Consider the following 8,148-nt stretch of genomic DNA (forward strand, 5'->3'; position numbering starts at 1 on the left):
CGCCGAAATCGGCGAAGCCCATTTCGGCGTGAGCGAGTCGGCCGGACGACCGGCTTCCCGGCGAACTCGCCGTCCCGCCGGAGGCGGGACAGAAAACTCACCCGTTGCCGTTGCAGGCGACGTAGGTCGGCGAGTGGTCGTCCGTGAAGATCTCGAGCGGGCCGTTCCACTGCCACGGCGCGACGCAGGTGTTGTTGAGCACGCTGATGTCGGAGTCACCGGCACCGTTGTTGTCGTTGCACGCGGCGTAGCCGGGGGCGTGGTCCTCGTGCAGCAGGGACAGCGGCCCGTTCCACTGCCACGGCGCGGCGCAGAGGTTGTCGGCGACGCTGATGCCGCCGTCGCGGTCGTGCGCACCGGCGGAGGCGGGCGCCGCCGCGGCGAGCAGGGCACCACCGATCACGGCGGTCGCGAAGAGCGTCTTCTTGATCATGAAGACCTCATCGGCCGACACCCGTTCGTGCTTGACGAACGTCACCTCATGAGCTGGACAACGTCACACCGGCAGGGTACGGGCGGCCCATTCGCCGTGCGGGACGAGCTGCGCCGTGCGAACGTCGTCCGTTCCGCGTTCGAGGCGGATCAGCAGGTGGTCGTCGTTGAGGCGTTCCGCCACGCCCTCGCCCCACTCGACGGCGACGACCGCGTCGACCAGGTCGGTGTCGAGGTCGAGGTCGTCGAGCTCGTCGAGCTGACCGCCCAGCCGGTAGGCGTCGACGTGCACGAGCCGGATCCCGCGGCCGTCCTCGGCGGGCTCGTGGACGCGTGCGACGACGAACGTCGGCGAGGACACCCTGCCCTGCACGCCCAGGCCCCGCGCGAGACCGCGCACGAACGCCGTCTTGCCCGCGCCCAGCGGCCCCGCGAGCAGCAGCAGGTCGCCCGCGCGCACGACCTCGCCCAGCCTGCGGCCGAACTCCTCGGTGTCCTCCACCAGGGGCAGTTCGACGGTCTTCACGCTCGCCGCCACCACTTCTTCCGGTTCTCCCCGCGATCGGTCGCGCAGCGTTCGACGAGCGCGACCAGGTGGTCGTTGACGAGGTCAGCCTGCTCCATCATCACCATGTGCCCGGCACCGGGGGCCCGCACGAGCGTGGCGTGCGGCATCTCCTCGGCCATCCGCTCGGCGTGCGAGAACGGCGTGAGCTTGTCCGCGTCGCCGCTCAGGATCAGCACCTCGCAGTGCCGCAGACCGGCCAGCGCCTTGTAGCGGTCGTGGGTGCCGAGGGTCTCCAGGAACTCGGTGAGCACCTTCACCGTCGTCCCGTTGATCATCTGCTCCATCAGGTCCACGAGGGACGGCGCGACCTTGCGGTCGCCGAACGCGCCCATGCGGATGCCGCTCCAGGTGAGGCTCTTCGCGCTCTTGCGCACCCACTCGACCAGTCCCGGCTGCACGCCGGCGAGCCGGCCGACGCCGAGCGTCACCGGGTTGTAGCGCGACAGCACGGACTTCGGCAGCCCCGCGCCGCCGACGGCTCCGGCGGCCGTGCCGATCAACGCGACGCCGCGCACCCGGTCCTCGAAGAGCTCCGGGTGCTTCTCGGCCAGCGCCATGATCGTCATGCCGCCCATGGAGTGCCCGACGAGCACGAGCGGTCCCTCGGGGGCCACCGCCCGGATCACCGAGTCGAGGTCGAGCGCGAGCTGGTCGATCGTGCTGTTCTCGGCCGTCGACCGGCCGGACCGGCCGTGGCTGCGCTGGTCGTAGAGCACCTGCTCGACGCGCGGGTCGAGCAGTTCGGCGAGATCGCGGCGCTGGAAGTGCCAGCAGCGGCGGTCGAGCGCGAACCCGTGCACCAGCACGACGGTGATGTCCGGCTCGCCGCCGTCGGCGGGGTCGACCTCCTCGACGGAGATCGGCACGCCGTCCTCCGCGGCCACCGTCGACTCGCGGTCGGGCCGCAGCAGCCCGAGCGGTTCCTCGGCGAGGCTGTCGGACGCGGTCTTGCGCTCGTGCGACACCTTCGCGGTCTGCGCCACGGCGGCACCGGCGACGACGGCGCCGACCGCGCCACCGACCCACCCGACGACCTTCCACACCGGTTTCACGTGTAGATCCTCCGCACCCGCGGCCGGTACATCCCGCAGACGATCTCGTAGTCGATCGTCCCGGTCAGCTCCGCCCACTCCGTCGCCGTCGGCTCCCCCCGGCTCCCGTCGCCGAACAGCAGGACCTCCGCGCCCTCCGCGACCTCGTCGTCCCCGCAGTCCACGACCACCTGGTCCATGCAGACACGGCCGACCACCGGGCGGCGCTTCCCGTGCAGGAGCACCTCCATCCGGCCGGAGAGCGCCCTCGGGACACCGTCCGCGTACCCCGCCGGCACCAGTGCCAGCGTCGTGTCCTGCTGCGCGGTCCACGTCATCCCGTAGGAGACGGACTCCCCCGCGGGGATGCGTTTCGCGAGCGCCACCCGCGACCGGAAGCTCATGACGGGCCGCAGGTCGTGGTCCGTCGGCACGGGGTTGAGCCCGTACATCGCGATGCCGGGCCGGACGAGGTCGAAGTGCAGGTCGGGCCTGGTCAGCAGCGCCGCGGAGTTCGCGATGTGTCGCAACGGGTCGAGCCCGGCGGCCCGCGCGACCTCGTAGGCGTCGTCGAACCGCTTGGCCTGCAGGTCGATGGACGGGTCGCCGATCTCGTCCGCGGACGCGAGGTGCGACCAGATGGCGACTACCTCGTGCCGGCGCGCCCGCTCGACGAGCTCCGGCCAGTCGTGCGGCTGGCAGCCGTTGCGGCTCAGCCCGGTGTCGATCTTCAGGTGCAGCCGCGGCCGCGCGTCGGCCTCCGCGGCCGCCGCCTCGATCCGCCGCAGGTCCGAGAGCGAGGAGACGCCCATGTCGACGTCGGCGGCGATGCCGGCGGCAAGGTCCTCGTCCGGCGCGTCGAGCCAGGCGAGGATCGGCGCCCGGATGCGCGCCTGTCGCAGCACCAGCGCCTCCTGCGTGGAGCAGGAACCGAGCCAGGTCGCCCCCGCCTCGAGCGCGGCGCGGGCAACCTCCACCGCGCCGTGGCCGTAGCCGTCCGCCTTGACGACGGCCATCGTCTCCGAGGACGGGGCGAGGCCGGCGAGCAGGGCGACGTTGTGCCGCAGCGCGCCTAGGTCGACGACAACTTCTGAACGGGCCATAACCTGTTCATCGTTCCACAACAGCCCCGAACAGGGACTATGGCGCAACTCGCACCGACGGGCGGGTTTCGCCGAACGCGTAGACCGTCGCCCCCCCCCGCGGTGACTTAGCTACCCGTGACGGCGCGGATCGCGTCGGAGATCCCGCTCATCAGCCCCGAGGCGGGCACCGGGGCGCCGTCCGCGGCCAGTTCCGCCGCCAGGACGTGCATGTGCGCGGCATAGCCGGCCGCCAGGAACGGGTCCAGGCCGCTCGCCAGCAGCGCGCCGACGATCCCCGACAGCACGTCACCCGATCCGGCGGTCGCGGGCCACGACGAGGTCGCCGAGTTCACCAGCGCCCGTCCGTCCGGCGCCGCCACGACGGTCCGGTGGCCCTTCAGCAGCACCACGGCGTTGAAGCGCCGTGCCGCCTTGCGCGCGGCCGCCACGCGGTCGGGGCCGACCGGGCCGGCCAGCCGTTCGAACTCGCGGTCGTGCGGGGTCAGCACCAGCGCCGAGTCCGGGTCGCGGGCGTCCCACAGCGACGGGTTCGAGGCGAGCAACGTGATGGCGTCCGCGTCGGCGACCACCGGGACGTTGGCGTCCAGCACGAACTTCAGGACTTCGGCCGACGAGGTCCCGGTGCCCATGCCGGGGCCGACGACCCAGGCCTGGACGCGGCCGGCGTCGGTGATCGAACCCGTGCAGACGGTCTCGGGCCAGCGGGCGCGGATCGCGTCCGCGGCGGGGCCCGCGTAGCGGACCATGCCCGAGGTCGCCAGCACGGCGGCGCCGGTCGAGAGCACCGCGGCGCCGGGGTAGGTCGAGCTGCCGGCGGCCACGCCCGTGACGCCCTGGGTGTACTTGTCGTCGGCGGGGCCCGGCAGCGGCCAGGCGATGTCGGAGCGGTCCAGCAGCACGAAGTCCGGATCGGACGGCCGCAGGCCGATGTCGACCAGGTGCACCTCGCCGCAGTCGGCCAGCGCGTGCACCGGCTTCAGGCAGCCGAACGTGACGGTGGTGTGCGCCTGCACGTGCGGGCCGGAGATCTCACCGGTGTCCGGGTCGATGCCGGACGGCAGGTCCACGGCGAGGACCGGAGCCGTCACGGTCTCGACGAGCGCGGCCGCGTCCGGGCGCAGCGGGCCCCGCGCGGACAGGCCGACGATGCCGTCGACGACGAGGTCCGGGGTGCCGACGGACGAGACGATCCGCCCACCGGCGCGGCGGAACGCGGCCAGTCCCCCGGCGTGCGCCTTGTCCGGGTTCAGCAGCACCGCGGACACCGCGACCCCGCGGCGGCGCAGGAAGTAGCCGGCCCACAGCGCGTCGCCGCCGTTGTTGCCCGCACCCACGAGCAACGTCACGCGGCGACGCCCGGCCAGGAGCCGGAGGGCGTGGGTGGCCACACCGAACGCGGCCTTGCGCATCAGCGAGCCCGGCGGGACGACCGCCATGAGCTCCTCTTCAGCGGACTTGACGCGTTCGGTGTGCCAGACGCCTCTCACTCACTCGACGGTAACGGACTTCGCGAGGTTGCGAGGCTTGTCCACGTCGTAGCCGCGGGCGGTCGCGATCTCGGCCGCGAGCACCTGCAGCGGGATGGTCGAGATCAGCGGCTGCAGCAGCGTCGGCACGGCCGGGATCTCGATCAGGTGGTCGGCGAACGGGCGCACGGTCTCGTCGCCCTCCTCGGCGATCACGATCGTGCGGGCACCGCGGGCCTGGATCTCGCTGATGTTCGACACCAGCTTCGAGTGCAGGACGGCGCGGCCCTTCGGCGACGGCATGACCACGACGACCGGGAGGTTCTCCTCGATCAGCGCGATCGGGCCGTGCTTGAGCTCGCCCGCCGCGAAGCCCTCGGCGTGCATGTAGGCGAGCTCCTTGAGCTTGAGCGCGCCCTCGAGGGCCACCGGGTAGCCGACGTGGCGGCCGAGGAACAGCACGGCCTTCGAGTCGGCCAGCTCCCGGCCCAGGGCCTTGACCTGGTCGATGGTGCCGAGCACGCGCTGCACGGCCTCGGGCATGGCCTCGAGCTCGTGGAACTCGCGGGCGACCTCGTCCGGGTACTTCGTGCCGCGCGCCTGCGCGAGGGCCAGGCCCACCAGGTAGTTCGCGGCGATCTGGGCGAGGAACGCCTTCGTCGACGCGACCCCGATCTCCGGGCCGGCGTGCGTGTAGAGCACGGCGTCGGACTCGCGCGGGATCTGCGCGCCGTTGGTGTTGCAGACGGCCAGCACGCGGGCCTTCTGCGCGCGGGCGTGGCGCACGGCCTCCAGCGTGTCCGCGGTCTCGCCGGACTGCGACACGGCGACGACGAGCGTGTCGCGGTCGAGCACCGGGTCGCGGTAGCGGAACTCGGAGGCGAGCTCGACCTCGACGGGCAGGCGGGTCCAGTGCTCGATCGCGTACTTCGCGACGAGACCGGAGTGGTAGGCCGAGCCGCAGGCGACGACGAAGACCTTGTCGACATCGCGCAGGTCCTGGTCGGACAGGCGCTGCTCGTCGAGGACGATCCGGCCGTTCGCGAAGTGGCCGCGCAGCGTGTTGGCGAGCGCCTCCGGCTGCTCCTCGATCTCCTTGAGCATGAAGTACTCGTGGCCGCCCTTCTCGGCGGCGCTGAGGTCCCAGTTGACCGTGAACGGCTTGGCCTCGGCGGGCTCGCCGTCGAAGTCCAGCACCTGGTAGCCGTCGCGGGTCAGCACGACCATCTGGTCCTGGCCCAGCTCGACGGCTTCCTTGGTGTGCGCGATGAACGCGGCGACGTCGCTCGCGACGAAGTACTCGTTCTCGCCGACCCCGACGACCAGCGGCGAGTTGCGGCGCGCGGCGACGACCTGGTCCGGCTCGTCGGCGTGCGTGATCACGAGCGTGAACGCGCCCTCGAGCCGGCGGGCGACCTTGCGCACGCTGGCGGGCAGGTCGCCCTTCGTGTCGCCGTCGGCGTAGGCGAACGCCACGAGGTGCGCGACCGTCTCGCTGTCGGTGTCGGACGCCATCTCGACGCCGAGGCCCTCGAGCTCGGTGCGCAGGGCGATGAAGTTCTCGATGATGCCGTTGTGCACCACGGCGACGCGGCTGGACGCGTCGCGGTGCGGGTGCGAGTTCCTGTCGATCGGCGCGCCGTGCGTCGCCCACCGCGTGTGGCCCATGCCGACGGTGCCCGCGAAGCTGTCGCGGCCCACCTCGTCGAGCCTCGCCTCCAGGTTCTGCAGGCGACCCGCCTTGCGTTCGACGGCGAGGTCGTCGCCCGCCACGACCGCGACGCCTGCCGAGTCGTAACCCCGGTACTCGAGCCGCCTCAGCCCGTCCAGCACGACGTCCAGCGCCGACTGGTGACCCACGTATCCCACGATTCCGCACACGCAAAACAGACTAGCTAGACCACGCCGCTAACCCTAATGAGTGAGAGTGGTACATCACCGCAGGTCAGCGACACATGTGGTGTAGACCAATCTCAGGTGTGGTCCCGGCGACGGGATCGACTACGGTTCACCCATGGCTCGCCGCGTGATCACGCTGACCGCGAAACAGGCCCTCGAGCAGCTCAGCAGGCCCGGTCCGCACCCCGTGCTGCGCGGCGACCTCGCGCTCGTCGGCCTGCCGGGAGTGGTGTTCACGCCGCGGACCGGTCTCGGGCTGCCCGCCGTCGCGTTCGGGCACGGCTGGATGCAGCCGGTTCGCCGCTACCACGGCCTTTTGCGGCACCTGGCGTCGTGGGGCCTGGTCGCCGCCGCGCCCGCCGTCGAACGCGGGCCGCTGCTGTCGTCGCGGGTGCTCGCCGCGAACCTCCTGACCACGCTCGACGTCTGCACCGGGGTCCGGCTGGGCGAGGGCGAGATCAGCGTCGACCCGGCCAAGCTCGCGCTCGCCGGGCACTCGATGGGTGGCGGCGCCGCGGTGCTGGCCGCGTCCTCAAAGGACAGCATCCGCGCCGTTGTGACTTTGGCCGCAACGGAGACGCGCCCGTCCGCCCTCGACGCGGCCCGCGAGGTCCGCGCGCCCGGCCTGCACCTCGCGGCGGGCGAGGACCGCATCGCGCCGCCCGTCGGCCACTCCGAGGCGATCGCCCAGGCGTGGGGCGGACCGGTGCAGTTCCGGTTGCTGCCCAGGGCTTCGCACCTCGGCTTCACCGAGGGCAGGCACTGGAGCGAGCTCATGCTCGACGGCAGCTCCGAGCGCGGGTCGCACAAGCTCGGCCGCGCGTTCGTGACGGCGTTCCTGCTGCGCGTGCTGACCGGTGAACGCGCCTACGACGACCTGCTCGACAGCGACCTGAAGTCCGCGACCCTCGTCTTCCAGCGGGAAGCGCTGCGCACCCGCTAGGTTGCTCGGCGTGATGCCGGGAGCGCAGAACCAGGGCTGGCACCAGAACCAGCCGCAGCAGCAGTGGGGTCCGCCGCCGACCCAGCCGAGGGGCGGCAGCTTCGGGATGGCCGTCGCGGTCGCGGCCGGCGCCGTCGGCGTCGCCGTGTTCTGGGTCGTCCTCGGGCTGAAGGGCCTGCTCGGGAGGCGACTGCACGAGGTCGACCCGGAGGGCACCGCGGCACGGCTCGCGAAGACGGGCGGCAACGGCGACCTGCTGGTGCCGCTGGGCGTCGCGGGCAACGTCCTCGACCTGCTCACCGCGGTGGCGCTGATAGCGGGCGCGCTGCTGATCGTGCTGCGCAAGGTGCCCGGTGCGTTCGTCGTCGCCGGCTCCGCCGTCTTGGCGCTGCTCGCCCTGGCGTGCCGGATCGTCTACTACCTGCAGCTCGACTGGAGCACGCCGACCGAGCCGTACATCGCGGCCGCGCTCACGGTCGTCGTCGGCGTGCTGGCCATCCTGCCGCCGGTGACCAAGGCCCTGCAGCCCGCCGCTCAGGCGCAGACCGGCTACCCGCAGGGTGTGCACCCCCCGACGGGCGGGCAGCAGTTCCCGCCGCAGCAGTACCCCCAGCAGCAGCCGCCGCCGGGCTACGGACCGCCGCAGGGGCCGCCGCCTCCCGGCTACGGACCGCCGCGCTAGCCAGCGGAACGCCCCCGGGGT

Annotated in this window: 8 protein-coding genes; 2 read left to right on the forward strand and 6 right to left on the reverse strand. The window is 72.4% G+C overall.

All coding sequences use genetic code 11. From position 1 onward, the window contains the following. Window positions 1-97 precede the first annotated feature (97 nt). From ACFWGZ_RS37015 to glmS, 6 genes are all read right to left on the reverse strand, one after another. Window positions 98-478: a hypothetical protein gene (locus tag ACFWGZ_RS37015; protein ID WP_382456251.1), complete on the reverse strand. Its 381-nt coding sequence runs from the start codon at window positions 476-478 to the stop codon at window positions 98-100. An 18-nt stretch (window positions 479-496) separates the two neighbouring features. Beyond that, a complete protein-coding gene (tsaE, locus tag ACFWGZ_RS37020) occupies window positions 497-958 on the reverse strand; it encodes a tRNA (adenosine(37)-N6)-threonylcarbamoyltransferase complex ATPase subunit type 1 TsaE (RefSeq protein WP_382456252.1) in 462 nt (153 codons plus the stop codon). Continuing rightward, the gene (locus ACFWGZ_RS37025) at window positions 955-2,052 is read right to left on the reverse strand and encodes an alpha/beta fold hydrolase (protein WP_382456253.1); all 1,098 of its coding nucleotides are present in this window, start codon (window positions 2,050-2,052) and stop codon (window positions 955-957) included. Before ACFWGZ_RS37025 ends, tsaE begins: the two co-directional genes overlap by 4 nt. Then, window positions 2,049-3,134 carry an alanine racemase gene (alr, locus tag ACFWGZ_RS37030; RefSeq protein WP_382456254.1) on the reverse strand — a complete coding sequence of 362 codons (1,086 nt, stop codon included), beginning with the start codon at window positions 3,132-3,134 and terminating at the stop codon, window positions 2,049-2,051. Before alr ends, ACFWGZ_RS37025 begins: the two co-directional genes overlap by 4 nt. A 107-nt stretch (window positions 3,135-3,241) precedes the next feature. Then, window positions 3,242-4,624: an NAD(P)H-hydrate dehydratase gene (locus tag ACFWGZ_RS37035; RefSeq protein ID WP_382456255.1), complete on the reverse strand. Its 1,383-nt coding sequence runs from the start codon at window positions 4,622-4,624 to the stop codon at window positions 3,242-3,244. Further along, window positions 4,625-6,484, reverse strand: a complete 1,860-nt coding sequence (gene glmS, locus ACFWGZ_RS37040) for a glutamine--fructose-6-phosphate transaminase (isomerizing) (protein ID WP_382456256.1) — start codon at window positions 6,482-6,484, stop codon at window positions 4,625-4,627. Window positions 6,485-6,617: 133 nt separating this feature from the next. Between glmS and ACFWGZ_RS37045 the strand changes: the two genes are divergently transcribed. After that, window positions 6,618-7,445, forward strand: a complete 828-nt coding sequence (locus ACFWGZ_RS37045; RefSeq protein WP_382456257.1) for a dienelactone hydrolase family protein — start codon at window positions 6,618-6,620, stop codon at window positions 7,443-7,445. A 10-nt stretch (window positions 7,446-7,455) separates the two neighbouring features. After that, window positions 7,456-8,127 (forward strand): hypothetical protein, encoded by a 672-nt coding sequence (locus ACFWGZ_RS37050; RefSeq protein WP_382456258.1) that lies wholly within the window; start codon window positions 7,456-7,458, stop codon window positions 8,125-8,127. The last annotated feature ends 21 nt before the right edge of the window (window positions 8,128-8,148 follow it).

The organism is Lentzea sp. NPDC060358 (assembly GCF_042725365.1).
Lineage (GTDB): Bacteria > Actinomycetota > Actinomycetes > Mycobacteriales > Pseudonocardiaceae > Lentzea.